Origin of the sequence: Achromobacter pulmonis (assembly GCF_002885955.2) — a bacterium.
Lineage (GTDB): Bacteria > Pseudomonadota > Gammaproteobacteria > Burkholderiales > Burkholderiaceae_B > Achromobacter > Achromobacter pulmonis_A.
Genome location: NZ_POQS01000004.1, coordinates 80,925 through 106,358 on the forward strand (window position 1 = coordinate 80,925; position 25,434 = coordinate 106,358).

The following is a 25,434-nucleotide window of genomic DNA, read 5'->3' on the forward strand; positions in this document are numbered from 1 at the left end:
CTCAGGCGGCGGCCGGGGAATCGACGTGGCGGATGGAGCCGGCGACGACCTGTCCGCCGAAATCGGCCACCAGCGCCTGCACGAAGGGATCTGCCGCGACCGCGTCCTCGGCGGCCTGCTGGCGGGCGGCGCGTTCGGCCTGGGCCACGGCGTGCGCCGTGGCGTCGCCGGTCACGCCGACTTCCACGTCCAGTCGTATGCCCTGGCCGAAATGCTCGCACAGCACCGTCTGCAGGCGGATGCGGCTTTCGCTTTCGGCCAGCGTCTTGACGGCCACGCGCAGGACGATGGCGTCGCCCTGCACGCCGGCCCATTCGCTCTGGCGCGCCAGTTCGGCGGCCAGGCCGGTGACCGGCAGGCGCGCGGCCAGCTCGGGCCAGCCCGCCGCGGTCATGTCGGCGATGCGCGCGCGCGAGCCGCGCTTGCGGGCAGGCGCCGGGCCTTCGCGCCGCACGGGCGCGGCCGCGGCCGGCGCCGCGCCCGGCGGAGCCAGGGTTTCGAATTCGTCATCGTCCGGGTCCGCCGTGAAACCGTTGTCCGGGGCGAAACCGGCTTCGGCGTCGTACGGGATTTCCTCGTCGACCCAGGACGGCGGGCCGTCGACGGTCTCGGGCGCGGCCGGCGCGGCGGCGACCGCTGCGGCCGGCGTGACCGCCAGGGCGGCGGACGCGGGCGCGCGGTCGGACGCGTCGGGAGATACTGCTGCCGGCTCGGCCGGCAGCTCTTCCCAGGGCGGCACGCTCTGCACTTCGGCGGCGGGCTCCGGGCTTGCCGGCTCGGGTGCGGCGGCAGCGGCGGGTGCGGGCGTAGGCGCGGGAGTCGGCGCCGGTGCGGGCGCCGGCTGCGGCTGCGCTGCAGGCGCGGGCTGCGGCGCGGCGACGGGCGCGGGCGCGGGCGCGGCGACCGGGTCTGCCGTCTGGCGGGCCGGGACGGCGGGCGCCTCCACCGCGGTCTGCGGGCCGGCATCGCCGTTGAGCGCCAGCATGCGCAGGCAGGCCATGATGAAGCCCGCGTATTCGTCGGGCGCCAGCGTCAGCTCGCCGCGGCTGTGCACGGCGACGGAATAGAACAGCTGCACCGCGTCGGGATGCAGCGACAGCGCCAGGCGCGCGATGTCCGCCGCCAGCGGGTCCTCGGCCGGCGTCACGCCGCTGACGCGCTGCTCGATGGCCACGCGCGACAGCAGCACGGCCAGATCGGCCAGCGCGCCGGTATAGGACAGGCCGCGCACCGCCAGTTCGTCGGCCACCGCCAGCACGCCCTTGGCGTCGCCGGTGGACAGCGCGTCCAGCAGGCGCACCAGGTGGCGCTGGTCGATGGTGCCGAGCATGCCGCGCACGGCTTCTTCGGTGAGGTTGCCGGCGCTATAGGCGATGGCCTGGTCGGTCAGCGACAGCGCGTCGCGCATGGAGCCCGCGGCCGCCTGCCCGATCAGCCGCAGCGCCGGCACTTCGAAGCCCACCTCTTCCTGGCCGAGCACGGCCTGCAGGTGGCCGACGATGGAGTCGGCCGGCATCTGCTTGAGGTTGAACTGCAGGCAGCGCGACAGCACCGTCACCGGAATCTTCTGCGGGTCGGTGGTGGCCAGGATGAANCCGGCGGAGCCAGGGTTTCGAATTCGTCATCGTCCGGGTCCGCCGTGAAACCGTTGTCCGGGGCGAAACCGGCTTCGGCGTCGTACGGGATTTCCTCGTCGACCCAGGACGGCGGGCCGTCGACGGTCTCGGGCGCGGCCGGCGCGGCGGCGACCGCTGCGGCCGGCGTGACCGCCAGGGCGGCGGACGCGGGCGCGCGGTCGGACGCGTCGGGAGATACTGCTGCCGGCTCGGCCGGCAGCTCTTCCCAGGGCGGCACGCTCTGCACTTCGGCGGCGGGCTCCGGGCTTGCCGGCTCGGGTGCGGCGGCAGCGGCGGGTGCGGGCGTAGGCGCGGGAGTCGGCGCCGGTGCGGGCGCCGGCTGCGGCTGCGCTGCAGGCGCGGGCTGCGGCGCGGCGACGGGCGCGGGCGCGGGCGCGGCGACCGGGTCTGCCGTCTGGCGGGCCGGGACGGCGGGCGCCTCCACCGCGGTCTGCGGGCCGGCATCGCCGTTGAGCGCCAGCATGCGCAGGCAGGCCATGATGAAGCCCGCGTATTCGTCGGGCGCCAGCGTCAGCTCGCCGCGGCTGTGCACGGCGACGGAATAGAACAGCTGCACCGCGTCGGGATGCAGCGACAGCGCCAGGCGCGCGATGTCCGCCGCCAGCGGGTCCTCGGCCGGCGTCACGCCGCTGACGCGCTGCTCGATGGCCACGCGCGACAGCAGCACGGCCAGATCGGCCAGCGCGCCGGTATAGGACAGGCCGCGCACCGCCAGTTCGTCGGCCACCGCCAGCACGCCCTTGGCGTCGCCGGTGGACAGCGCGTCCAGCAGGCGCACCAGGTGGCGCTGGTCGATGGTGCCGAGCATGCCGCGCACGGCTTCTTCGGTGAGGTTGCCGGCGCTATAGGCGATGGCCTGGTCGGTCAGCGACAGCGCGTCGCGCATGGAGCCCGCGGCCGCCTGCCCGATCAGCCGCAGCGCCGGCACTTCGAAGCCCACCTCTTCCTGGCCGAGCACGGCCTGCAGGTGGCCGACGATGGAGTCGGCCGGCATCTGCTTGAGGTTGAACTGCAGGCAGCGCGACAGCACCGTCACCGGAATCTTCTGCGGGTCGGTGGTGGCCAGGATGAACTTGACGTGCGGCGGCGGCTCTTCGAGCGTCTTGAGCATGGCGTTGAACGCATGCCCGGTCAGCATGTGGACTTCGTCGATCATGTAGACCTTGAAGCGTCCCGCGCCGGGCGCGTACACGGCCTGCTCCAGCAGCTGCGTCATTTCCTCGACGCCGCGGTTNGCGAGTTGTCCTTTCATCATGATCGGTGCTTCCTTGAACTAGGGGAATGGGAGATTGCCGCCGCCTCAGGCGGCGGCCGGGGAATCGACGTGGCGGATGGAGCCGGCGACGACCTGTCCGCCGAAATCGGCCACCAGCGCCTGCACGAAGGGATCTGCCGCGACCGCGTCCTCGGCGGCCTGCTGGCGGGCGGCGCGTTCGGCCTGGGCCACGGCGTGCGCCGTGGCGTCGCCGGTCACGCCGACTTCCACGTCCAGTCGTATGCCCTGGCCGAAATGCTCGCACAGCACCGTCTGCAGGCGGATGCGGCTTTCGCTTTCGGCCAGCGTCTTGACGGCCACGCGCAGGACGATGGCGTCGCCCTGCACGCCGGCCCATTCGCTCTGGCGCGCCAGTTCGGCGGCCAGGCCGGTGACCGGCAGGCGCGCGGCCAGCTCGGGCCAGCCCGCCGCGGTCATGTCGGCGATGCGCGCGCGCGAGCCGCGCTTGCGGGCAGGCGCCGGGCCTTCGCGCCGCACGGGCGCGGCCGCGGCCGGCGCCGCGCCCGGCGGAGCCAGGGTTTCGAATTCGTCATCGTCCGGGTCCGCCGTGAAACCGTTGTCCGGGGCGAAACCGGCTTCGGCGTCGTACGGGATTTCCTCGTCGACCCAGGACGGCGGGCCGTCGACGGTCTCGGGCGCGGCCGGCGCGGCGGCGACCGCTGCGGCCGGCGTGACCGCCAGGGCGGCGGACGCGGGCGCGCGGTCGGACGCGTCGGGAGATACTGCTGCCGGCTCGGCCGGCAGCTCTTCCCAGGGCGGCACGCTCTGCACTTCGGCGGCGGGCTCCGGGCTTGCCGGCTCGGGTGCGGCGGCAGCGGCGGGTGCGGGCGTAGGCGCGGGAGTCGGCGCCGGTGCGGGCGCCGGCTGCGGCTGCGCTGCAGGCGCGGGCTGCGGCGCGGCGACGGGCGCGGGCGCGGGCGCGGCGACCGGGTCTGCCGTCTGGCGGGCCGGGACGGCGGGCGCCTCCACCGCGGTCTGCGGGCCGGCATCGCCGTTGAGCGCCAGCATGCGCAGGCAGGCCATGATGAAGCCCGCGTATTCGTCGGGCGCCAGCGTCAGCTCGCCGCGGCTGTGCACGGCGACGGAATAGAACAGCTGCACCGCGTCGGGATGCAGCGACAGCGCCAGGCGCGCGATGTCCGCCGCCAGCGGGTCCTCGGCCGGCGTCACGCCGCTGACGCGCTGCTCGATGGCCACGCGCGACAGCAGCACGGCCAGATCGGCCAGCGCGCCGGTATAGGACAGGCCGCGCACCGCCAGTTCGTCGGCCACCGCCAGCACGCCCTTGGCGTCGCCGGTGGACAGCGCGTCCAGCAGGCGCACCAGGTGGCGCTGGTCGATGGTGCCGAGCATGCCGCGCACGGCTTCTTCGGTGAGGTTGCCGGCGCTATAGGCGATGGCCTGGTCGGTCAGCGACAGCGCGTCGCGCATGGAGCCCGCGGCCGCCTGCCCGATCAGCCGCAGCGCCGGCACTTCGAAGCCCACCTCTTCCTGGCCGAGCACGGCCTGCAGGTGGCCGACGATGGAGTCGGCCGGCATCTGCTTGAGGTTGAACTGCAGGCAGCGCGACAGCACCGTCACCGGAATCTTCTGCGGGTCGGTGGTGGCCAGGATGAACTTGACGTGCGGCGGCGGCTCTTCGAGCGTCTTGAGCATGGCGTTGAACGCATGCCCGGTCAGCATGTGGACTTCGTCGATCATGTAGACCTTGAAGCGTCCCGCGCCGGGCGCGTACACGGCCTGCTCCAGCAGCTGCGTCATTTCCTCGACGCCGCGGTTCGAGGCCGCGTCCAGTTCGAGGTAGTCGACGAAGCGCCCTGCGTCGATTTCCGTGCAGGCCTGGCACACGCCGCAAGGCTTGGACGTGATGCCGGTCACGCAGTTGAGCGATTTGGCCAGGATGCGCGAAAGCGTGGTCTTGCCCACCCCGCGGGTCCCGGTGAACAGCCATGCGTGGTGCAGGCGTTGCGTGTCGAGCGCATGCGTCAATGCGCGCACCACGTGATCCTGTCCCACGAGGGTATCGAACGATCGCGGCCGCCACTTGCGGGCCAGTACCAGATAAGTCATGGGTGGATTGTAGAGCCTGTTTCGCGAGCTGGCTCGAAAAGGCGGGACCGGTTCCTGGAGCTCGGCCTGCAAGCCCCTGCGCCCCCGCCCTGCGCGGCCTGGAATGCAAAGGGGACGGGCTTATTCTCGTGGAGCGCGTCCATGGAAAATAATCCCGTCCCCCGAAGAAAACAAAGGGTCATGCGGTGATCATGACCCTCTTGCCTTGAAGAATCCGGATGGCGAGCCTTACTCCGGCACTGACCCTAAACGACTATGGCTGCTTCGTTCCCGACCTGACCAGGTTCACCGTCGAACCATGCGAAGGGGCCCGCCACTTGGAATTCTAGCAGAGCTGCGCTTCGCTTGCTCGCTCGAATTCCAAGTGGCGGGCCCCTGGGGGCAATATGTGGGCTCCCTCCCCGGCCCTCCCTCCAGGAGGGAGGGGGTGGGGACTTCGCTTCGCTTGTCCCTTTGGCTCGCTTCGCTTTGCCTTGTTTGTTGGCGGGCTCTGACTTTGGGTGGGGGCGCCTTCGCTTCGCTTGTCCCCTTCGGTTCGCTTCGCTTTGCCTTGTTTGNTAGCAGAGCTGCGCTTCGCTTGCTCGCTCGAATTCCAAGTGGCGGGCCCCTGGGGGCAATATGTGGGCTCCCTCCCCGGCCCTCCCTCCAGGAGGGAGGGGGTGGGGACTTCGCTTCGCTTGTCCCTTTGGCTCGCTTCGCTTTGCCTTGTTTGTTGGCGGGCTCTGACTTTGGGTGGGGGCGCCTTCGCTTCGCTTGTCCCCTTCGGTTCGCTTCGCTTTGCCTTGTTTGTTGGCGGGCTCCGGCTGGACGTAGGATGGGTGCAGCGCGCGATTTCTGGCGCAAGGACGCTACCTTCGAGCGCGCGGAACCCATCGGGCGGCGATAGCCGCCGGGATGGTCGCGGGATCACACTGCCCGCGGGTTCAATGCTGCAAATCTATCCACGCCTTCGCTCTTGGGAAATAGAGGGCGGCTCTGGCTTTGCGGCCGTCCAGGGCGGTTACCTGGGTGCAGTAGCGTTGCAGTTGTTCGCCGTGGCGTTGGCGCATGCGTTGGGCGAAGGCGGTGGCGGATTCGCCGGGATGGGGGCGGCCGGTTTTGTAGTCGACGATGAGCCAGCCGTCTTCGGTGCTCAGGGCCAGGTCGATGACCGAGACCTTGCCGGCGGCGTCGATGAGGGGCCATTCCCGGCGGGCGCCGGATTGCGAGAGCAGCCACAGGCCGCGTTCGTCGGCCAGGGTGGCTTGCAGGGTGTCCAGCACGGCTTCGGCGGCGGCGTCGGCCTGGCTGGCGGGGATGCCGGCGCGGGTGAGTTGGCGGCGCATGGCGGCCAGGCGGTCGGCCAGGGCCTGGGCGGGCCAGGCTTGGGCGCCGTCCTGGCCGATGCGGGCCAGCCAGGCGTGGGCCAGGGTGCCGATGGCGGCGTCGTAGCCGGCTTCGAGCTGCCAGGCGGGATGTTCGGCGCCCTCGCCCCAGGCGCCGCGCGCGGGAGCGGCGAAGCCGGGGCTGGCGACTTCGTCGGCCAGGCGCGCCAGTTGCGCCAGGCCCGCGCTGTCCACGCGCCGCAGCGGTTCGCCCTGCAGTTCGGGGCCGTCCTCGGCCTGCGGCGCGGTCTCGCCGTCCAGCGAGGGCGGCGTCGGCGCGGCCAGGCAGGGCCACAGGCGGCCCAGCAGGCTGGCCGGCGGCGGCGGCTTGACCTGGCCGCTGGCCTCGTCCACCGACAGGTGGCCCACCAGATGCAGGCGCTTGCGCGCGCGCGTGGCGGCCACGTACAGCAGGCGGTCGACTTCATACGACGCGCGGCGCGCTTCGCGCGCGCCGAGGTAGCGCGACACCGGGTCGGCTTCGGTTTCGGCGCGCGGCTTGACCGGGCCGAACAGCACGCGGCCGCCGCTATGCTCGAAACGCACCAGCGGCGCCTGGTCGCCGCGCGGGGCGCGGTGCAGGCCGTACAGGATGACCGTCTCGAATTGCAGGCCCTTGGACTTGTGCATGGTCATGATCTCGACCGCGCCCGCGTCCTCGTCGGCCGCGTCCGGCGCGGCGAACAGGCGCGCGATGCCGGCGTCCAGCGCCGCGGCGTCGATGGCGCCGTGCGGCGCCAGCCGCTCGACCAGCTGGAACAGGCTTTCCGCGTCGTTGGCCACCGACACGCCGGCGTACAAGGACGGGCCGCCCAGGCGGCGCCACAGCGATTCGACCCAGGCGGCGAACGGCATCGCGCCCGAGGCGTTGCGCGTGTCCAGCAGGATGCCCGCCACCTGCCGCAGGCGCGCGAACTCGTCGGCGCCGAGCACGGCTTGCGCGGACGGCGTTTCCGGCGCGACGGGCGCCGCGTCGAACAACGAACCTTGCGGCCCGGCGCTGGCGGCCGCGGGCGAAGTCTGCGGCGTGATGCGCAGCGCGCGCTCCAGCAGCACCGGCACCGGCGTGATGTGGTCGTCGCCGAACAGCCGCTGCAGCGAAGTCAGCGTCAGGCCGCAGTACGGCGCGCGCAGCACCGACAGCCAGGCCAGGCGGTCGCCGGGATGCGACAAGGCGCGCACCAGCTGCACCAGGTCGGCCACCACCGGCCGCAGCGCCAGCGGCACCAGGTCCACCGCGCGGCAGCGTATGCCTTCCTGCGCCAGCCTGCGGGTCAGGTTGCCCAGGTGGCTGCGCGCGCGCACCAGCACCGCGACGGGATGCCTGGCGCCCTTGTGCTCGATCAGCGCCTGGCGCACCAGGTCCACCGCGATGTCCTCGGCCTGTTCCTCGGCGGCGGCCATTCCCTCGCGCGACCACGCGGGATGGAAGCGCACCGCCGGCTCCGGCAATGCCTCGTGAAACGCGGTCGACGGGCTGTAGGCGATGGCGCCGGCGGCCGCGTCGCTGCGCCGCGGCAGCAGTTGCGCGAACGACTGGTTGACCCATTCGACGATGCCCGCCTGCGAGCGGAAGTTGTCGGTGAGGTTGAGGAAGTCGGGCTTCAGCTCGCCCACGCCGATGTCCGCCACTTCCAGGAACAGGCCCACTTCGGCCTTGCGGAAGCGGTAGATCGATTGCATCGGATCGCCCACCAGGAACAGGCTGCGGCCGTCGCCGGCCTGCCAGCCCGAGGTCAGCGTGCGCAGCAGGTCCAGCTGCGTCTGGCTGGTGTCCTGGAATTCGTCGATGAGCAGATGGCGGATCGAGGCGTCGAGCTTCAGCAGCAGTTCGCCGGGATCGTCGGCGCTGCCCAGCGCGGCCGCGGCGCGCTGCGCGATCTCGATGAAATCCACTTCGCCCGTGTCGGCAAAGCGCAGCCGCAGCTGCGCCACCGCCAGCGCCAGCGTCATCAGCTGCGCGCCCAGCACTTCCCATTGCTCGTCGCTGAAATGCGGCGCGGGCACGTCGCGGATCGCGTGCAGGCGGCGCACCCACGGCGCGTCCGGGTCGGCGGCGTCGAGCCAGGCCACGAACGGTTCCTTGTGCGCGCATTTGGGCGGAAAGCCCTGGTTCTTGGTGACCGTTTTACGCAGAGTGCCCTTGTCAGTCAGCAGCAAGTTCGCCACGGCCTGCCATTGGTCCAGCATGTCGGCGTCGGGCAGCAGTTCTTCGGTCCAGTCCAGAAGCGCCTGCAGCTTGTTCTCGGCTTCGCCGTCCTGCAGGCAGGCGGCGGCCAGCCGCGCCGGGCTGCAAAGCGCCTCGGCCCAGCCATAAGGCATGGCCGCGCAAAGCGAGTCCAGGTCCTCGCCGATGGCCTCGGCCAGCATGGTTTCCAGCGCCTCGCGGTCGGAGCCGTGGCGCAGCAGCGGCAGCCATTGGTCGCGCTGGCCCAGCATGTCGGCGATGGCTTCCTTGGCCGCCTGCACATCCACGTCCAGGTGCTTGAGCAGGATGCGCACGGCCTCGTAGTCGTCGGCCAGTTCCAGCGTGGCGCGGGCCGCGGCCTCGTAGTGCGCGCGCGCGTCGTCGGTGATCTCGGGCATGCCGCCCAGCTCCGACAGCCACGGCATGCTGCGCACCAGGCCGGCGCAGAACGAGTCGATGGTGCGGATGGCCAGCCGCGCCGGATGCTCCAGCAGGTGCCAGCCCAGCTCGTCGTTGCGCGCCAGGGCGGCGCGCGCCAGCTCCCAGCTGCGGCGTTCGTGCATGGCCTCGGGCGGGCCGTCCTGCCCGCGACGCAATTTGCTGAGCACGCGCGCGTGCATCTCGGAGGCGGCCTTGCGCGTGAAGGTGATGGCGACGATTTCTTCCGGACGGTTGACCGTGGCCAGCAGCGCCAGGATGCGGTCGGTCAGCAACTCGGTCTTGCCCGAGCCGGCAGGCGCCTGCACCAGGAAGGATCGCGTCGGGTCCAGCGCGGCGGCGCGCGCGGCGTGGTCGTGCGGCAGTCGTTCTTGTTCAGCCATGGCTCATGCGTCCTCGTCGTCCAGATGCAAACGCAGGAACGGCAATGCATCGCAGTATTTCAAGTCGTCGCGGCGGTAGGCCACGTTGGCCGCATGGCCCGCGACGTATTCATCGGCCAGCGCTTCGATGGCGGCGCGCCAGCGCTCGCGTATCTGCGGCCACGACAGGCCTTCGAAGAATTTGCTGTCGCTGGCCAGGGTCACGCCCTCCATGCCCAGGTCCTCGTCGGCCAGGCCGGCCACGGCGACCTGGCGCGCGTGGATCTGCGCCAGCACCAGGCCGGCCACGTCGCCGCCGGCGGCCTCGGCCAGCACCGAAGCGTAGAACGGCAGCTGCAGGTTCACGGGGCGGCTGCGCGACCAGTCCGGCTCGGGCCGGGCCGGGGCCGCGCCGGTCTTGTAGTCCACGATGACGTTGCGGCCGTCCTGCAGGCTGTCGATGCGGTCCAGCCGCAGCTTCAGCACCAGCGCGCCGCGCTGCCACTGATGGTTTTTTTCAACCTGGGCCACGGCGAACGGCAGGCGCTGCGCTTCCTTGTCGAGCCAGGCCGCCAGCACGGTCTGCGCGCGCTGGCACTCCAGCGTGCGCAAGGCCGGCGCGTAGTCTTTCAGTTCCTCGTCGGCGGCCTGCGCCACGGCCTGGGCCACCAGGTCCGGCAGGCGACGTTCAGCCATCAGCTCGTGCAGTTTTTCCTGGTCGGGCATCATGCCCCACAGCAGTTCCAGGGCCTTATGCAGGAACTGGCCGCGCACGTTCACCCCGGCCGCATCGGCGTAGGAGGCCAGTTCGCGCCCGCCCAGGCGATGGCGCACGAAGGCCCACAGCGGGTTGCGCGCCTGCGTGTCCAGCACGTCCAGGCCGCCGCCGCCGCGATTGCCCGCCGCCAGCGGCGGGCCTTGCGAGTCGTCCAGCGATTCCTGCGGCAAGGCCGCCGGCGCCGGTTGCGCCGCGGGCGTCCAGTCGGTCAGGGGCGCGGCGGCGATCAGCGGCGACGGACGCAATTCGCGCTCGCCGTCCATGTGCGCGTGGCTGACGATGATCTCCGGCGCGCAGCGGCACAGCGCGGCGTACATGCCTTCGGCCCATTCGCGCTCGCGCTCCGGCGTGGCGCGCGGCGCCTTGGCCTGGCGCAGCACCGCCAGCGGCAGCAGCGGATTGGGCTTGGGCGAAGCGGGCAGCACGTCGTCGGTCAGGCCCAGTATCCAGACGCCGTCCCAGTAGCCGCCCTCGGCTTCCAGCAGGCCCAGCACGTCCAGGCGCGCCAGCGGATCGCGCTGCGGCTGGAACGAGGCGGACCGCGCCACACTCTCCAGCAGGTTGACGGCGGCCAGCCCGCCCAGGCGGCCCGCCGCCGGCGCCAGCGCGGAAAAACTGCCCAGCGCATCGCCCAGCGCGCCCATCACCTGGTAGCCCACGCTGTCGAGCACGGCTTCGCCCGGAAAGCCCAGCGCCGTCAGCGCGGCCTTCATGCGCAGCATCCAGACGTCGCAGGTGGCCTGCTTGCCGCCGCGCGTCCAGACTTCCATGGCCTGGTCCCAGGCCTGCGCCAGCGACGGCAGATCGGCCAGCAGCTTGCGCCAGTCCTGCGGGCTGACGCGCAGCTGCGCCTGGCGCCGCCAGCGCGCGTCGATCGAGGCCAGCCGCGCGCGGTCGCGCACGTCGCTGGCGCAATGCCCGCCCAGCAGCGCAGCGCCCAGCACTTCGACGCCGCAGCCCTTGCCCGGCGCGCATTCGGCCAGGGCGCGCAGCCAGGCGAGCGCGGCGCGCGCCATCGGCCATTCGTTCAGCGGCCGGCCCACCGCCACGTTGAAGGCATATGCGGCCTGGCCGCCGCGTCCGGCCAGGGCCTGGCTCAATACCCGCCGCGCGAAAGGCGATTCCGCCTCGAGCTGCGGCGACACGATGGCGTAGCGGCCATGCGGATTCTGCTTCAGGCGTTCGGCCGCCCAGGCCGCGGCGGCGCGCCATTGCGCCCCCTGGTCCGCGGCCTCGTAGCGGCGCGCCGCGGTTTCCACGCGCTGCGCATCGCGCCACTGCGCGACGGCCGCGCCCTGCGCTTCGAAGGCGCGCAGCAGGCGCCGGAACCGCGGCGACAGGTCGGTGAAACCGGCCAGCACCAGCTGCCGCGGGATGGGCAGCCGTCCATCCTCCAGCGCGCGCAGCACGCGCGCATAACCCTGGTTCGCGTCCTCGGCGTCGATGCCGGCCAGCACCTGGCGATAACGCTCGCGCCATCTGGCGAAGCCGCGGTATTCGTCGGTGTCCGCGCCCGAGGGCACATGGAGGTCCCACTCATCCATGAGCAGGTCCGCGTCCATGGCCAGGCGCGCGGCCTGGCTGGCGTCGAGCAGTACGCGCTCGGCTTCTTCCGCCCGGATCGCTTCGGTCCACACCAGCTGCGTGGCGAAGCTGTCCAGCCGGTAGGCCGGCACGCCCTCATCGGCCTCGAATGCGAGCTCGTTGGCGGATTCGGCCAGCCAGGCCGACAGCGGCAGGATGCGCGGCAGTTCGCTGACCTGGCGCTCCTGGCGCAGCAGGCCGGCCAGCTCCAGCGTCAGACGGCGCGACAGGCGGTTGTTGACGGTCAGCACCAAGGTGCCGGCGGCCGGCATGGCGCCGATTTCCGGCAGAGACAGATCGGGATGGATAGGCGAGGAGTCCTGCATGGGCACCCGGGACGCGCGCCCGCGGCGCGCGCCGATGAAGGAGAAAAATATCGCCGTAGGATACCGCGAGCCGGCGGCGCGGAACGCGCCGCCCGGGCACTGGAAACTAGAAGCCGCAAAGCGCGGCCAGGTTTTCCCAGTGGATCTGCATCTCGGGCGTGCTGTAGCCCCAGAAGGCCAGGCCGAGCAAGGCCGCCAGCGCCAGCCCGCCGGCCACGCGCCAGCCGCGGCGGCGGGACGAGGACGGCTGGACGGGTCTGGACGTCATGGCGGCTCCGGGTCAGGCGGGAACGGGCTGGGCCACCGGCTGCTCGCGCACCGGCAGGCACAGCAGCGCGGCGATGACGGCCAGCGCCACGCCCAGCCACCACACCAGGTCGTAGCTGCCGGTCCTGGCGTAGGCGTATCCGCCCAGCCAGACGCCGATGAAGCTGCCGATCTGGTGGCCCAGGAACACGATGCCCGATAGCGTGGCCGCATAGCGCAGGCCGTAGATCTGCCCGATCAGGCCCTGCGTGAGCGGCACCGTTCCCAGCCAGAACAGGCCCATCCAGGCGGCGAAGGCATACAGCACCCAGGGCGACAGCGGCAGCCACAGCAACAGCAGGATGCCGAAGGCGCGCATGCCGTACACCGCGGCCAGCAGGCGCTTCTTGCTGTACTTGCCGCCCAGCTTGCCGGCATAGAACGAACCCAGCACGTTGAACAGCCCGATCAGCGCGATGGCGGTGGCGCCGTGCCCCGCCGTCAGGCCGCCATCGGTAACGTAGGCCGGCAGGTGCAGCGTGATGAACGCCGTGTGGAAGCCGCAGACGAAGTAGCTCCAGAACAGGAAATGGAACGACGGATGGCGCACGGCCTGCTTGACCGCGGCGGCCAGCGACTGCTGCGGACCCGAATGGGCCTGCGGCCGGCCGCGCAGGAAATAGGCCAGCGGCGCGCCGCAGGCGACGAACAGCGACAGCACCCACAGCGCGCCCGGCCAGTCCAGCCCGCTGATCAGCAGCTGGCCGGTGGGCACCACGGCGAACTGCCCCATCGAGCCGCCCGCGCTGGCGATGCCCATGGCGGTGCTGCGATAGGCCGGCGGCACCGAACGGGCCACCACCGGCAGGATCACCGGAAACGTCGTGCCCGCCTGCCCCAGCCCGACCAGCACGCCGGCGGTCAGGTACAGCGTGGTCTCGTCGGTGGCGAAGCGCGTGCCGATCATGCCCAGCATGTACAGCAGCGCCCCCAGGGCGATGGTGCGGCCCGAACCGTATCGGTCGGCCAGGATGCCCATGAAAATACAGGCCACGCCCCACACCAGGTTCTGCAGCGCGAACGCCATGGAAAACACTTCGCGGCCCCAGCCGTGGGCCAGCCCCATCGGTTGCATGAACAGGCCGAAGGTGGCGCGCACGCCCATGGCAAGCAGCACGACCAGCGTGCCCAGCGCAATGGTGCGCATGGAAATCGTATCGGATGGGTTGGACATGAAATCCGTGTCTCGTTGTTTTTGGTTTTCCGCCCCCTCCTCGGAGCGGTCCGGCGCAGCGGGCCGGATCAAACATCATATACAACTTCCGGCGCCGGCTTCTCGGCGCCGCGGCGGTTCGGATCGGGGATGGGGAAGGAGGCGGGGCTGAAGCGCCCGGGGCAATGATGGGAGGTGGCGTCTCCGACAGGAATCGAACCTGTATCTAGGACTTAGGAGGTCCTTGTTCTATCCATTGAACTACGGAGACACACCAAGCGCGGCATTGTATCGCTTTTATCGCAGGGCAATGGAAAAGCCCTGCGGACGCTACGGCCTGAGGGCGCGGACGGGCCGGCGCGCAAGCCTGGTCTTGAAATCCTGCCGCGTATCGCAGATCAGATGGATGTAGACGGTATCGCCCAGCACTTCATAGATCATGCGGTTCCTGGCGACGATGATTTCCAGGAAATGCATGGCCGGCAGTTCGGCCGGGGCATGGCCGGCGTGGGGAAACCGCTCAAGATTCAAAATGGCTTTTTTGATCCTGGCGTACGCATCCAGCCATACGGCCTGGGAGAAATGCTTTCTGATGTAGCGGCGGATTTCATGGAGATCATCGACGGCGGACTGGAGAAAGACCACCTTGCCACTCATTGCTCGTCGTCCTGATCCATGGCCTCGATTCGGGCGAAGACGTCCTCCGCGGCAACGATCTTTCCTTCCTCGATCTGCGCGCGGCCCTGGGCCAGGAGCTGCAGCAGCGCCATGGCCTGCTCCTGCTCTTCGTAGCTCTGGACGTCCATGACGACCAGCTTGGCTTCGCCATTTTGCGTGATGAGCATCGGCTCGCGGCTCTCGGAGATGTCCTTCACGATCTGGGCGGTATGGCTTTTCAGGTAACTGATTGGCTTGACCTGGGTGGAGTACTTCATGGGCTGCTCCGGCGGATTCGGCAAGACCAATCATAGTCTTAATTCAGTCTTTCCCGGCTGACGCGGCCCGCGTTCAGCCAAATGAGGGTTAATCCGGGCTACGCTCACGCGTCGTACGCCATTAGCGTCTCGTGACGCGTCTTGTGACGATTCCGGGCATGCGTCAATACGTCACTATTATTTTTTTCATCGATGATAGCGAATCGTCTTGCGCATCACTTGAAATTGCTGTTTAAATTCGACGCGTAAGCCACTAATTCATTTCGACTTTTCCTGAACCGACGGAACGCCGGCTTAAGAAATATTTGTTCACACACTGACAAGCCTGCTCAGACCATGGCATTTTCCTGGAAACGTGCGATTGCGAACGCGATAGCGCCGATGGCGCTGGCGATGTGCGCGCTCCTGCCCTCCGCGGCGCTGGCCGCCAAGAACACCGATCCCTGCAAGACCAACGCGAAGTCGTCGGCCTGCAAGGCGCAGCAGGCCAAGAAGGCGCCTGCCGCCAAGAAAACCCCTCCCAAGACCTCCTCGGCCAAGGCCGCGCCCAAGAGCTCGTCGGCCAAGAAGGCCGCCGCGTCCAAGAGCGGCAAGCAGGTCGCCTCCAAGAGTCCGCCCAAAAAACGCGGCGCGGCCAGCAAGGGTGGCAAGTCCAACAAGCCGTCGCGGGCGCAACGCGCGGCGGTGGCGGCCAGCTCGGCCGCCATGCCGCCGCCGGCCGCCTCCACGCGCGCCGAAGTGGCCGCCCTGCGTTCCAGCACCGCCTATGTGCAGGACCTGGAGACGTCCACGGTCATCTTCGCCAAGAACGAAAACGTGGTGCGTCCCATCGCTTCCATCTCCAAGCTGATGACCGCCGTGGTGGTGGTCGACGCCAACCTGCCGATGGACGAGATGCTGGAGATCACCGACGAAGACATCGACGGCCTCAAGCACACCACCTCGCGGCTGCGCGTGGGCACCAAGCTGTCGCGCGGCGACATGCTGCACCTGGCGCTGATGTCCTCGGAAAACCGCGCCGCCAACGCGCTGGGCCGCAACTACCCGGGCGGCCTGCCGGCCTTCGTGGCCGCCATGAACGCCAAGGCGCAGGCGCTGGGCATGACCAGCACGCGCTTCATCGAACCCACCGGCCTGTCCAGCGACAACGTGTCCTCGCCGCACGACCTGGCCCGGCTGCTGCGCGCCGCCGCCCAGCGTCCGCTGATCCACCGCTACTCCACCGACACCGAGTACGAGGTCGAGGTCAACAACCGCACGCAGACGTTCCGCAACACCAATCTGCTGGTGCGCAAGCCCGACTGGGACATCAAGGTGTCCAAGACCGGCTACATCAACGAAGCCGGCGAATGCCTGGTGATGCTGGCCCGCATCAACGGCCGCGATCTGGCCATCGTGCTGCTGGATTCGCAGGGCAAGCTCTCGCGCATCGGCGACGCCGTGCGCATCCGCCGCATCGTGCAGAACGAAGTGGCGCTGGCTTCGATACAGTCGGGCGGTTGAAGCCGGCCGATGGGTGGCGCGCGTTGGGCGCCTGAGCTCTTGTTCGGGCCATCGGGCGCGACACCCATCACACCGCCAGCCCCTCCAGCACCGCGCGGGCGTCGAGCGAGCCGATCGGCACCGCCCGGTCGCGCGGAATCCTGCCTTCGGCCTGCAAGAGCTGGTAGCGCAGGCAGCACACCCTCAGAAACGAAGTGAAGTTGGCTGCCTCGCCCCGGTAGGCGATGAGCTCGTCGTACAGGCGTTCGATCAGCTGCGTCACGCGCATGCCGTCGCGGCTCGCGATTTCTTCCAGCACGTCCCAGAACAGCTGTTCGAGCCGCAGGCTGGTGGCCACGCCGTGCAGGCGCAGCGAGCGGGACGCGGGAGTGTAGGACTGCTCGCTGGCGCGGATGAAGATTTCACACATGGAAGATCCTTGGCTCGGGGCGAGTCGTACGCCCGGGGCCACTGTAAGCGGTTTGCCGGCAGGCCGGCAAGACGCGGCCAAAGCTGATATAAATCATTGCAGGCAAAACGCACGCGTTCGAGGATAACGATACTGATCGGACTTCGGAGGTAGTGATGGACAAGACCATGAAAGCGGCGGTGGCCCGGGCGTTCGGCCAGCCCCTGGCGATCGAGGAAGTCGCGGTGCCGCGCCCCGGCCCGGGCGAGCTGCTGGTGAAGATCGAGGCCTGCGGCGTCTGCCACACCGACCTGCACGCCGTCGAGGGCGACTGGCCCGTCAAACCCAATCCCCCCTTCATTCCCGGCCACGAAGGCGTGGGCCACGTGGTGGCGGTGGGCGCCGGCGTCACCCACGTGAAGGAAGGCGACCGCGTCGGCATCCCCTGGCTGTATTCCGCCTGCGGGCATTGCGAACATTGCCTGGGCGGCTGGGAAACCCTGTGCGAACAGCAGCAGAACACGGGCTATTCGGTCAACGGCGGCTTCGCCGAATACGCGCTGGCGGCCGCCGACTACGTCGGGCTGCTGCCCGGCAACGTGGGCTTCGTCGAGATCGCGCCGGTGCTGTGCGCCGGCGTCACGGTGTACAAGGGACTGAAGATGACGGACACGCGGCCGGGCAACTGGGTCGTGATCTCCGGCATCGGCGGGCTGGGCCACATGGCGGTGCAATACGCCAAGGCCATGGGGCTGAACGTCGCGGCGGTGGACATCGACGACGCCAAGCTGGACTTCGCGCGCCGCCTGGGCGCCGAGGTCGCGGTCAACGCCAGCACCACCGATCCGGCCGCCTATCTCAAGCGCGAAATCGGCGGCGCGCACGGCGCGCTCATCACGGCGGTCTCGCCCAAGGCGTTCGAGCAGGCGCTGGGCATGGTGCGCCGCGGCGGAACCGTGTCGCTCAACGGGCTGCCCCCGGGCGACTTCCCGCTGTCGATCTTCGACATGGTGCTCAACGGCGTGACGGTGCGCGGCTCCATCGTGGGATCGCGCCTGGATCTGCAGGAATCGCTGCAGTTCGCCGCCGAAGGCAAGGTGCACGCCACGGTCGCCACCGAGCGGCTGGAGAACGTCAATGAGGTATTCGACCGCATGCGCCGCGGCCAGATCGAAGGCCGCATCGTGCTCGACTTCGCCTGAAGCCGTCCGCACCGCGGCCAAGGCGCCCCGAAGCGGGCGCCTTTTTCATGCGCGTCAGGGAACGATCTTGGTGCCCAGCAGCGCCAGGAACTGGGACAGCCAGGCCGGATGCGCGGGCCAGGCGGGCGCGGTCACCAGGTTGCCGTCGGTATAGGCCTGGTCGATCCCGATTTCGGCATAGGTGCCCCCGGCCAGGCGCACTTCCGGCGCGCAGGCCGGGTAGGCCGAGCAGGTGCGTCCCTTCAGGATGCCGGCGGCGGCCAGCAGCTGCGCGCCGTGGCACACGGCGGCGATGGGCTTGCCGGCCTGGTCGAAGACGCGCACGATCTCCAGCACTTTTTCGTTCAGCCGCAGGTATTCCGGCGCGCGCCCGCCCGGGATGACCAGGCCGTCGTACGACGCGGCCTCGACCCGGTCGAAATCGAAATTGAGCGTGAAATTGTGACCGCGCTTTTCGCTATAGGTCTGGTCGCCCTCGAAATCGTGGATGGCCGTGGCGACGGTGTCGCCGGCCTTCTTGTCCGGGCATACCGCATGCACCGTGTGCCCCACCGCCAGCAGGGTCTGGAACGGCACCATGGTTTCGTAGTCCTCGGCGTAGTCGCCGACCAGCATCAACAGTCGCTTGCTCATGAGGGTCTCCTGGGTTTGGGCGCCCGGTGGTCCGGGTTCCGGTTTGAAGCCCTATTGTGGCCCCGCGGCTGGCCCGGCTGGTGGTAAAGGAATACCACGGGCTGCCGCGCGCGACCCGCCCTACTGCTCCAGCGCGACCGACACCGCGCGGGCGCCCAGCAGGCTGACCAGCACCTTGGGATCGATGCCTATCAGGTAGCCGCGCCGTCCGCCGTTGATGTAGACCACCGGATACTCCAGCACCTGCGCCTCGACCCAGACCGGCATCTTCTTGCGCGTGCCGAACGGCGAGGTGCCGCCGACCTGGTAGCCGGAATGGCGCTGCGCGACCTCGGGCTTGCAGGGCTCGACTTTCTTCAGGCCCGCCTGCCGCGCCAGGTTCTTGGTGGAGACTTCGCGGTCGCCGTGCATGACGATGACCAGCGGCCTGGCGGACTCGTCTTCCATGATCAGGGTCTTGACCACCGCATGCGGGTCCAGGCCCAGCTGGCGCGCGGCCTCGCCGGCGCCGCCGTGGTCCACGTAATCGTAGGTGTGCTCGGTGTAGGCCACTTTGTGTTGCTTGAGGAGCTGGGTGGCGGGGGTTTCGGAAACGTGGCGGGCTTTGCTCATGGAGGGGCGCAACAGCGGTATCGGAAGGCGCGGACTAGCCGCGGGGATGGTGGGCCGCGTGCAGCGCCTTCAGGCGCTCGCGGGCGACGTGGGTATAGATCTGCGTGGTGGAGATGTCGGCATGGCCCAGCAGCATCTGCACCACGCGCAGGTCCGCGCCGTGGTTCAGCAGGTGCGTGGCGAAGGCGTGGCGCAGCACGTGCGGCGACAGCGGCGCGCGGATGTCGGCCAGCAGGGCGTACTTCTTGACCAGCTGCCAGAACGCCTGGCGCGACATCGGCTCGGCGCGGCCGGTGATGAAAAGCGCATCGTTCACGCGGCCGGCCGCCAGTTCCGGCCGCCCGCTCTTGAGGTAGCGGTCGATCCAGTGCGCGGCTTCGGCGCCCAGCGGCACCAGGCGGTCCTTGCCGCCCTTGCCCAGCACCACGCGCACCACGCCCTCGTTGAGGCTCACGTCCAGGGTGCGCACGCCCACCAGTTCGGACACGCGCAGGCCGGTGGCGTACAGGGTTTCCAGCATGGCGCGGTCGCGCAGGCCGCGGGCCTGTTGCAGGTCGGGCGCGCGCAGCAAGGCGTCCACCTGCTGCTCGGACAGCGTCTTGGGCATGCGCGGGGGCTGCTTGGCCGCCACCAGGGTCAGGCAGGGATCGCGCTGGCAGCGGTGTTCGCGCAGCGCCCAGGCATAGAAGCGGCGCAGCGCCGCCAGCCTGCGGTTGGCGGTGGTGGCCCGGGTTTCCTCGTGGCGGAAGGCGAACCAGGCCTCGATGTCGGCCTTGTCCGCGTCGCGCAGCGGCTTGGCCGGCCCCGCCGGCGGCGCCTGGATCTGCTCGGCCTGGCCGTGGCGGTCGGCCATTTCGCGGGCATAGGCCTCGGGGTCTTCGAGCCAGCGGGCGAAGCCCGTCAGGTCGCGCCGGTAGGCGGCCAGGGTGTTGGCCGACAGGCCGTCCTCGAGCCAGACGGCGTCGATGAAAGCGTCGATGTCGGCCTGCGAGGCCAGCGGCGGTCGGGTGTCGGGCATGATGGAAGGATTCTACGGCTCAGCGCTGGTCGGCGGCGGCGGACTTCAGCCAGTTTTCGAAGAGCCTGAGCGCCTCGGACCGCTCGCTGCGCTGCGGATAGCCGAAGTAATAGCCCTGGCTGACCGCCAGCGCCTGCGCCACCGGCATCGCCAGCGCGCCCCGGTCCAGCGCCGGCTGGGCCAGGAAGCGCGGCATCAGGCCCACGCCCAGGCCGGCCTGCACCGCCGCCATCACCATGGTGAACAGTTCGTAGCGGGGGCCGCCGGCGGCCTGCGGGCCATAGAGATAACCATTGGCGCCATACCACTGGCGCCACGCCTCCGGACGCGACGCCAGGTGCAGGTGGGTCATGCCGGCCAGCGCGCTGGCCCCGGCTTCGGCCGCGCGCGCGGCCAGTTCGGGCGCGCATACCGGAATCAGCTCGCGCTCGGGAAACAGCAGCACGCCCTGGGTGCCCGGCCACAGGCCGTCGCCGTGGTAGAGCGCGCCGTCGAAGGGCTGGTCCTTGAACTGGAAAGGCAGCGTGCGCACCGACAGGCTGACGGTGATGTCGCCATGCGCGCGCTGGAAATCGGCCAGCCGCGGAATCAGCCAGGTGGTCGCCAGGGTGGGCACCACGGCGATGTGGATGCTGCGGCCCATGCCGGTGCGGCTGACCAGGCCGAAGGTGTCTTTTTCGATCTGGTCCAGGTGGTGGCGGATGCGGCCCGCGTATTCCGCGCCGTGATCGGTCAGCACGATGCGCCGGCGCACCCGGGTAAAGAGCTGCACCCCCAGGCGCGCCTCCAGGCTGGCCACCTGCCGGTAGACGGCGCTGTGCGTCAGGGACAGTTCCTCGGCCGCGCGCGAAAAGCTGCCCAGGCGGGCCGAGGCTTCGAACGCCTGCAGGGCGCTCAGGTTGGGAATGCCGTTTCTCATGGGACCGGAAGCATGCCGCGGCGCAACATCGGGATGTCGTGCCCGTGAGTCAATAGATTGTGCAATTTTATCAATTGCATTGTGCGATCAAGGAACATTATGCTCGGATGTCCCAACCTAGGCTTTTCATGACCCCCACCCCTATGTCCCAGCAAAAATCCCGCCTCGGCGGACACATCCTGGTCGACCAGCTGGTTGCACAGGGCGTCAAGCACGTTTTCTGCGTCCCTGGCGAAAGCTATCTTGCGGTGCTCGATGGCCTGCACGACGCGGACATCTCGGTCACCGTGTGCCGCCAGGAAGGCGGCGCGGCCATGATGGCCGACGCGCACGGCAAGCTGACCGGCGAGCCCGGCATCTGCATGGTGACGCGCGGCCCCGGCGCCTCCAACGCGCTGGCCGGCGTGCACATCGCCAAGCAGGATTCCACGCCGCTGATCCTCTTCGTGGGCCAGATCGAGCGCGGCATGCGCGAGCGCGAAGCCTTCCAGGAAATGGACTACCGCGCCGTGTTCGGCACGCAGGCCAAGTGGGTCACCGAGATCGATCAGGTCGAACGCATCCCCGAGCTGGTTTCCCGCGCCTTCCACGTGGCGACCTCGGGCCGCCCGGGCCCGGTGGTGATCGCCCTGCCCGAAGACATGCTGGTCGAAGCCGCCACGGTCGCCGACGCGCCGCGCTACGAGATCATCGATTCCGCGCCCACCGCCGGCCAGCTGGCCGACCTGGAAAAGCTGCTGGCCGAGGCCAGGAACCCGGTCGCCATCCTGGGCGGCACGCGCTGGGACGCGCGCGCGGTGCAGCAGTTCGCCGATTTCGCGCAGCGCCACGCGCTGCCCACGGCCGTGTCGTTCCGCCGCCAGATGCTGTTCCCGGCCGATCACCCCTGCTTCATCGGCGACGTGGGCCTGGGCATCAACCCGGCGCTGCTCAAGCGCATGGCCGACGCCGACCTGGTGCTGCTGGTGGGCGGGCGCATGTCGGAAAACCCCAGCCAGGCCTATACGCTGCTGGACATCCCGGTGCCCCGCCAGAAGCTGGTGCACGTGCATCCCGATTCCGCCGAGCTGGCGCGCGTCTACCGCCCCACGCTGGCCATCAATACCTCGCCGGCCGCTTTCGCACAGGCGCTGGCCGGCCTGAAGGCGCCCGCCGCGCCGGCCTGGGCCGAAGGCACGCAGGCCATGCGCGAGTCGTACCTGAAATGGAGCGACCCGTCGGCCATCGCCACGCCCGGCGCGCTGCAGATGGGCCAGGTCATGGCCTACCTGGAAAAGACCCTGCCGGCCGACGCCATCATGACCAACGGCGCCGGCAACTACGCCACCTGGCTGCACCGCTTCCACCGCTTTACGCGCTACGGCACGCAGCTGGCGCCGACCTCGGGCTCGATGGGCTACGGCCTGCCGGCGGCCGTGGGCGCCAAGCGCATCTGGCCCGACAAGATGGTGGTGTGCTTCGCCGGCGACGGCTGCTTCCTGATGCACGGCCAGGAATTCGCCACCGCCGTGCAGTACGACCTGCCCATCGTGGTGGTGCTGGTGGACAACGGCATGTACGGCACCATCCGCATGCACCAGGAAAAGCACTACCCCGGCCGCATCTCGGCCACCGCGCTCAAAAACCCGGACTTCGCCGAATACGCGCGCGCCTTCGGCGGCCACGGCGAACGGGTCGAGACCACGGAGCAGTTCGGGCCCGCCTTCGAGCGCGCCCTGGCCAGCGGCAAGCCGGCCATCCTGCACTGCTTCATCGATCCGGAAACCATCACGCCGGGCACCACGCTGGAGAAGATCCGCGAGGCGGCCCTCAAGGCCCGGCACTGACACGGCGGCAAGGCCCGACTGGCGCCAGCGGCGCGCGTAAAGCGCGCCGCGCCACCGGCGGCTTGCCGTCCCAATTATTTTAGGTTTAAACTTTTTAGCATTCCGAACACGGAAATCCATAGCGGAGACCCAGCATGTCCTCGAATCCCTCGTTTCACTGGCAAGACCCCCTGTTGCTGGACCAGCAACTGACCGAAGAAGAACGCATGGTGCGCGACGCCGCCCAGGCCTATGCGCAGGACAAGCTCGCTCCGCGCGTGCTCAACGCATTCCGCAACGAACAGACCGACCCGGCCATCTTCTCCGAAATGGGCGAACTGGGCCTCCTGGGCGCCACCATCCCCACCGAATACGGCGGCGCCGGCCTGAACTACGTCAGCTACGGCCTGATCGCCCGCGAAGTCGAGCGCATCGACTCCGGCTACCGCTCCATGATGAGCGTGCAGTCGTCGCTGGTGATGGTGCCGATCAATGAATTCGGCAGCGAAGCGCAAAAGCAGAAGTACCTGCCCAAGCTGGCCCGCGGCGAATGGATCGGCTGCTTCGGCCTGACCGAGCCCAACCACGGCTCCGACCCCGGCGGCATGGAAACCCGCGCCGTCAAGACGGCCGACGGCTATAAGCTCACCGGCAACAAGATGTGGATCACCAACTCGCCCATCGCCGACGTCTTCGTGGTGTGGGCCAAGTGCGTGGGCGGCGACTTCGACGGCAAGATCCGCGGCTTCATCCTGGAAAAGGGCATGAAGGGCCTGTCGGCCCCGGCCATCCACGGCAAGGTCGGCCTGCGCGCCTCGATCACCGGCGAAATCGTCATGGACGAAGTGGAAGTTTCCGCCGACCAGATGATGCCCGGCGTGTCCGGCCTGAAGGGCCCGTTCACCTGCCTGAACTCGGCCCGCTACGGCATCGCCTGGGGCGCCGTGGGCGCCGCCGAAGCCTGCTGGCACACCGCCCGCCAGTACACCCTGGACCGCAAGCAGTTCGGCCGCCCGCTGGCCGCCAACCAGCTGATCCAGAAGAAGCTGGCCGACATGCAGACCGAAATCACGCTGGCGCTGCAAGGCTGCCTGCGCCTGGGCCGCATGAAGGACGAAGGCACCGCCGCGGTGGAAATCACCTCGATCATGAAGCGCAATTCCTGCGGCAAGGCCCTGGACATCGCCCGCCTGGCGCGCGACATGCTCGGCGGCAACGGCATCTCCGATGAATTCGGCGTGGCCCGCCACCTGGTGAACCTCGAAGTGGTCAACACCTACGAAGGCACCCACGACGTGCACGCCCTGATCCTGGGCCGCGCGCAGACCGGCATCCAGGCGTTCTATTGATCGCCGGCCGCGTCTCGCGGTGAGCAGAGGCCGTCCTTCGGGACGGCCTTTTCCTTTTTTTGGAGGAGAGGAAAGCCCGGATAGCCGCGCCCTTGCGCAAGCCTTACGCTTTGTGGGATCGGCCAGATCCCAACCGGCCAGGAGTCGTGCATGCAAGGCTATTCCTTTCTCCGCCTGACGGCGGGCTTCGCCATGGCTTTCATGGCCCATGGCGCCTACGCCGTCACCACCTTGACGATGACCACCGAATATCCGGCCACGTCCATGCCCGGCCAGGGCCTGGCGACCTTCGCCGACCTGGTGCGCGCCAAGAGCGCCGGCAAGGTGCTCATAGACGTCAGTTACGACGCGGCCAGGGAGATCAAATCGGCCGAAATGATCGAGGCGGTGCAGGCCCGCAGAGTCGACGCCGGCGATGCGTTCGCCGGCGCCCTGGCCACCAAATATCCCCTGTTCGGGGTCTCGTCCCTGCCCTTCCTGGCGGATTCGCTGTCCAAGGCCCGCAACCTGAACAAGGCGGCCCGTCCGGCCTATGAAAAGCTGCTGGCCGCGCATGGCCAGAAGCTGCTCTACACCACGCCGTGGCCGGCCTCGGGCATCTGGTCCAAGCAGAAGATAGACAGCGTCGCGACGCTGAAGAAGCTGAGCATCCGCACCTACGACGCGACGTCGCAGAACGTGATGCAGAAGGCCGGCGCCCAGGCGCAGAACATCTCGTTCTCCGACGCCATGCCGCGGATCGCCTCGGGCGAGATCAACGCGGTGCTGTCGTCCGGCGACGGCGGCGCGGGCCGCAAGCTGTGGCAATACCTGCCGCATTTCGCCGAGATCAACTACGCCATGCCGATCTCCATCGCGACGATGAACCTGCGGGCCTACCAGGAGCTGGACGCGCGCGGGCGCCGCGCCATCGACCAGGCGGCGGCGCAGACCGAGACCGAGCAATGGAAGCGGATGGAGGGCCGCCTGCAGCAGAACTACGCCAACATGCGCAAGAACGGCGTGACCATCAATACCGCGGTGCCGCTGCCGGTGCGCAAGGCCTTGAAGGACGCGGCGGCGGATTCGGTGAAGACGTGGCAGGCCGAGGCCGGGCCGGAGGGCGCGGCGATTTTGAAGCAGGGCGGGAAGAAGCGTTAATCCTCGCCCGACAGATCGAACAAGCTGGTCGCATCCAGCTCCAGCACGGCTTCGTCGTGCTGGTTGTAGACCGTCCAGGCCCAGGTGATGATGCCCAGGTCGGGGCGCGACGAGGAGGTGCGCGCGCCCTGCACCCGCGCTTCCAGGCGCAGCGTGTCGCCGGGGCGCACGGGGGTGCGCCAGCGCACTTCGCCCAGGCCCGGCGAACCGAACGATTCGGAGTCGTGCAGCGCCGCGTCCACGGCCATGCGCATGGTCAGCGCGCAGGTGTGCCAGCCGCTCGCGATCAGGCCGCCCCAGCGCCCTGCCGAGGCGCGCTGGGGATCGGTGTGGAACCATTGCGGATCGTATTTGCGCGCGAACTCCAGGATCTCCGCTTCCGTCACGGTGACCGGACCGGCCTTGATGAGCATGCCGTCTTTGAAATCGGCGAATTTCATGTTCTGTT

The 25,434-nt window shown here is 69.4% G+C and carries 20 protein-coding genes, 1 tRNA gene and 1 other RNA gene; 5 read left to right on the top strand and 17 right to left on the bottom strand.

Annotated elements, in window-relative coordinates:
• Position 1 precedes the first annotated feature (1 nt).
• The 11 genes from C1I89_RS15395 to C1I89_RS15440 all read right to left on the bottom strand — a co-directional run bounded on the left by C1I89_RS15395 (position 2) and on the right by C1I89_RS15440 (position 14,417).
• Positions 2-1,558 carry a DNA polymerase III subunit gamma/tau gene (locus tag C1I89_RS15395; protein ID WP_258231454.1) on the bottom strand — a complete coding sequence of 519 codons (1,557 nt, stop codon included), beginning with the start codon at positions 1,556-1,558 and terminating at the stop codon, positions 2-4.
• Positions 1,555-2,892, bottom strand: coding sequence for a hypothetical protein (locus C1I89_RS15400; protein WP_258231455.1), 1,338 nt, complete (start codon positions 2,890-2,892; stop codon positions 1,555-1,557). The genes C1I89_RS15395 and C1I89_RS15400 overlap by 4 nt, the downstream gene beginning before the upstream one ends.
• Positions 2,893-2,937: 45 nt before the next feature.
• Complete coding sequence (dnaX, locus tag C1I89_RS15405) at positions 2,938-4,983, bottom strand: DNA polymerase III subunit gamma/tau (protein ID WP_102773588.1); 2,046 nt, start codon at positions 4,981-4,983, stop codon at positions 2,938-2,940.
• 217 nt (positions 4,984-5,200) lie between these two features.
• Positions 5,201-5,298: signal recognition particle sRNA small type (gene ffs / locus C1I89_RS15410), an RNA gene on the bottom strand.
• Positions 5,299-5,906: 608 nt separating this feature from the next.
• Entirely contained in the window at positions 5,907-9,356 is a 3,450-nt protein-coding gene (locus C1I89_RS15415) for a UvrD-helicase domain-containing protein (protein WP_102773589.1), read from the bottom strand.
• A gap of 3 nt (positions 9,357-9,359) precedes the next feature.
• Entirely contained in the window at positions 9,360-12,023 is a 2,664-nt protein-coding gene (locus C1I89_RS15420) for a PD-(D/E)XK nuclease family protein (protein ID WP_102773590.1), read from the bottom strand.
• 106 nt (positions 12,024-12,129) lie between these two features.
• The gene (locus tag C1I89_RS34530; RefSeq protein ID WP_168202161.1) at positions 12,130-12,291 is read right to left on the bottom strand and encodes a hypothetical protein; all 162 of its coding nucleotides are present in this window, start codon (positions 12,289-12,291) and stop codon (positions 12,130-12,132) included.
• A gap of 12 nt (positions 12,292-12,303) precedes the next feature.
• Positions 12,304-13,503 carry an MFS transporter gene (locus tag C1I89_RS15425; RefSeq protein ID WP_102773591.1) on the bottom strand — a complete coding sequence of 400 codons (1,200 nt, stop codon included), beginning with the start codon at positions 13,501-13,503 and terminating at the stop codon, positions 12,304-12,306.
• A gap of 175 nt (positions 13,504-13,678) precedes the next feature.
• A tRNA-Arg gene (locus C1I89_RS15430) sits at positions 13,679-13,753 on the bottom strand.
• Between the two features lie 59 nt (positions 13,754-13,812).
• On the bottom strand, positions 13,813-14,139 hold the full coding sequence (locus tag C1I89_RS15435; RefSeq protein ID WP_102773592.1) for a type II toxin-antitoxin system RelE/ParE family toxin: 327 nt from the start codon (positions 14,137-14,139) through the stop codon (positions 13,813-13,815).
• A complete protein-coding gene (locus tag C1I89_RS15440) occupies positions 14,136-14,417 on the bottom strand; it encodes a type II toxin-antitoxin system Phd/YefM family antitoxin (protein ID WP_102773593.1) in 282 nt (93 codons plus the stop codon). The genes C1I89_RS15435 and C1I89_RS15440 overlap by 4 nt, the downstream gene beginning before the upstream one ends.
• A 336-nt stretch (positions 14,418-14,753) precedes the next feature.
• Between C1I89_RS15440 and pbpG the strand changes: the two genes are divergently transcribed.
• Positions 14,754-15,920, top strand: coding sequence for a D-alanyl-D-alanine endopeptidase (gene pbpG, locus C1I89_RS15450; protein WP_168202162.1), 1,167 nt, complete (start codon positions 14,754-14,756; stop codon positions 15,918-15,920).
• A 67-nt stretch (positions 15,921-15,987) separates the two neighbouring features.
• On the opposite strand, the gene C1I89_RS15455 is transcribed toward pbpG, so the two are convergent.
• Entirely contained in the window at positions 15,988-16,329 is a 342-nt protein-coding gene (locus C1I89_RS15455) for a ribbon-helix-helix domain-containing protein (protein WP_102773594.1), read from the bottom strand.
• A 155-nt stretch (positions 16,330-16,484) separates the two neighbouring features.
• On the opposite strand from C1I89_RS15455, the gene adhP reads away from it, so the two are divergent.
• Positions 16,485-17,510: an alcohol dehydrogenase AdhP gene (gene adhP / locus C1I89_RS15460; RefSeq protein WP_102773595.1), complete on the top strand. Its 1,026-nt coding sequence runs from the start codon at positions 16,485-16,487 to the stop codon at positions 17,508-17,510.
• A gap of 54 nt (positions 17,511-17,564) precedes the next feature.
• On the opposite strand, the gene C1I89_RS15465 is transcribed toward adhP, so the two are convergent.
• From C1I89_RS15465 to C1I89_RS15480, 4 genes are all read right to left on the bottom strand, one after another.
• Complete coding sequence (locus C1I89_RS15465; RefSeq protein ID WP_102773596.1) at positions 17,565-18,143, bottom strand: DJ-1/PfpI family protein; 579 nt, start codon at positions 18,141-18,143, stop codon at positions 17,565-17,567.
• Positions 18,144-18,263: 120 nt separating this feature from the next.
• A complete protein-coding gene (gene ybaK, locus C1I89_RS15470) occupies positions 18,264-18,755 on the bottom strand; it encodes a Cys-tRNA(Pro) deacylase (RefSeq protein WP_102773597.1) in 492 nt (163 codons plus the stop codon).
• 34 nt (positions 18,756-18,789) lie between these two features.
• Positions 18,790-19,773: a site-specific tyrosine recombinase XerD gene (xerD, locus tag C1I89_RS15475; RefSeq protein ID WP_102773598.1), complete on the bottom strand. Its 984-nt coding sequence runs from the start codon at positions 19,771-19,773 to the stop codon at positions 18,790-18,792.
• 19 nt (positions 19,774-19,792) lie between these two features.
• Entirely contained in the window at positions 19,793-20,692 is a 900-nt protein-coding gene (locus tag C1I89_RS15480; protein ID WP_102773599.1) for a LysR substrate-binding domain-containing protein, read from the bottom strand.
• A 143-nt stretch (positions 20,693-20,835) separates the two neighbouring features.
• Here C1I89_RS15480 and C1I89_RS15485 point away from each other — a divergent pair, with 143 nt between their 5' ends.
• From C1I89_RS15485 to C1I89_RS15495, 3 genes are all read left to right on the top strand, one after another.
• Complete coding sequence (locus C1I89_RS15485) at positions 20,836-22,518, top strand: thiamine pyrophosphate-binding protein (protein ID WP_102773600.1); 1,683 nt, start codon at positions 20,836-20,838, stop codon at positions 22,516-22,518.
• A gap of 134 nt (positions 22,519-22,652) precedes the next feature.
• Positions 22,653-23,846 carry an acyl-CoA dehydrogenase gene (locus C1I89_RS15490; protein WP_102773601.1) on the top strand — a complete coding sequence of 398 codons (1,194 nt, stop codon included), beginning with the start codon at positions 22,653-22,655 and terminating at the stop codon, positions 23,844-23,846.
• A gap of 150 nt (positions 23,847-23,996) precedes the next feature.
• Positions 23,997-24,986: a TRAP transporter substrate-binding protein gene (locus C1I89_RS15495; protein WP_102773602.1), complete on the top strand. Its 990-nt coding sequence runs from the start codon at positions 23,997-23,999 to the stop codon at positions 24,984-24,986.
• Here C1I89_RS15495 and C1I89_RS15500 read toward each other — a convergent pair.
• A complete protein-coding gene (locus C1I89_RS15500; protein WP_102773603.1) occupies positions 24,983-25,426 on the bottom strand; it encodes a MaoC family dehydratase in 444 nt (147 codons plus the stop codon). The two genes, C1I89_RS15495 and C1I89_RS15500, sit on opposite strands and share 4 nt — an antisense overlap.
• Between the last annotated feature and the right edge of the window lie 8 nt (positions 25,427-25,434).